Origin of the sequence: Citrobacter sp. wls826, from assembly GCF_005281245.1 — a bacterium.
GTDB lineage: Bacteria > Pseudomonadota > Gammaproteobacteria > Enterobacterales > Enterobacteriaceae > Citrobacter > Citrobacter braakii.
On the sequence record NZ_SZWS01000064.1, the window covers coordinates 168,592 to 169,965 of the forward strand.

The 1,374-nt window shown below is 51.5% G+C and carries 1 protein-coding gene and 1 pseudogene; one reads left to right on the plus strand and one right to left on the minus strand.

The annotated features are described in order from the left end of the window. The coding region (gene ampR / locus FDW87_RS20745; protein ID WP_137380128.1) for a LysR family transcriptional regulator AmpR at positions 1–831 on the minus strand (831 nt) is incomplete at its 3' end. Between the two features lie 164 nt (positions 832–995). Here ampR and FDW87_RS23200 point away from each other — a divergent pair. Then, positions 996–1,374, plus strand: a pseudogene (locus FDW87_RS23200) (serine hydrolase); the annotation flags it as partial.

Consider the following 1,374-nt stretch of genomic DNA (forward strand, 5'->3'; position numbering starts at 1 on the left):
CGCGGACGTCTCCGGACGAGATTGTAAACGCGTTATCCAGTAACTCCCCAGATCAATCTGCGTTAAAAAAGGCTGCACGATACGTTCACTACTGAGCAAATGCGTGAACATTCTTACCGGTGCAATTGCCACACCAATCCCCGCCTGCGCGGCTTCCAGCATTGAGACGGACGAGTCAAACACCACCACGTTGTGCGTCGGTGACGGAGGCGCTTCTCCGGCGGCCTGCATCCAAAGCGTCCATTCATCACGCCGATACGATCGTAATAACGGAAATTTCAGGATGTCCACAGGTGCTTTAATCTGCGAGGCCAATGTCGGTGAACACAGCGGAGACATCAGCGCGCTACACAAATATTGCGCATCGGTATCGTGCCAGGCTCCTCCTCCGTAGCGAATAGTATAATCCAGCCCTTCGGCGGCGGGATCTACACGGTTATTGTGGGTGGAAATATGCAAATCAATATGCGGATAGTGGCGCTTAAAGTCGCTCAACAGAGGGAAAAGACAGCCGACCGCAAAGGTCCCCACCACGCCAATTTTTAGTTTTTCCTGAGTCTGTTTAGTGGCAAAACGATCCAGCATCCCCGCCATACGATCGAAAGAGTCATTAAGTACAGGTAACAGACTTTCCCCTTCAGTCGTCAACATTAACCCTCGAGAACCACGCACAAAAAGCTGACAATTCAGCTGTTGCTCCAGCGCTTTCACATGCTGGCTTATTGCAGAATGCGTCACGTTGAGCTCAATCGCAGCGCGGGTAAAGCTGAGATGTCTGGCCGCTGCTTCAAAAGCCCGCAGCGAGTTAAGGGGGATATAGCTACGCGTCATTATCTGGCCTGTTAGAAAAACTTATATCTGCTGCTAAATTTAACCGTTTGTCAACACGGTGCAAATCAAACACACTGATTACGTCTGACGGGCCCGGACACCCTTTCGCTTTTAATTACGGAACTGATTTCATGATGAAAAAATCGATATGCTGCGCGCTGCTGCTGACAGCTTCGTTCTCCACGTTTGCCGCCGCAAAAACAGAACAACAAATTGCCGATATCGTTAACCGCACCATCACACCGCTGATGCAGGAGCAGGCTATTCCGGGTATGGCCGTTGCGATTATCTATCAGGGGAAACCTTATTACTTTACCTGGGGTAAAGCCGATATCGCCAATAACCGTCCAGTCACTCAACAAACGCTGTTTGAACTCGGATCGGTCAGTAAAACGTTCAACGGCGTGCTGGGCGGCGATGCTATCGCCCGCGGCGAAATTAAGCTCAGCGATCCGGTCACGCATTACTGGCCTGAACTGACTGGTAAGCAGTGGCAGGGTATCAGCCTGCTGCACTTAGCCACCTACACGGCAGGCGGCCTGC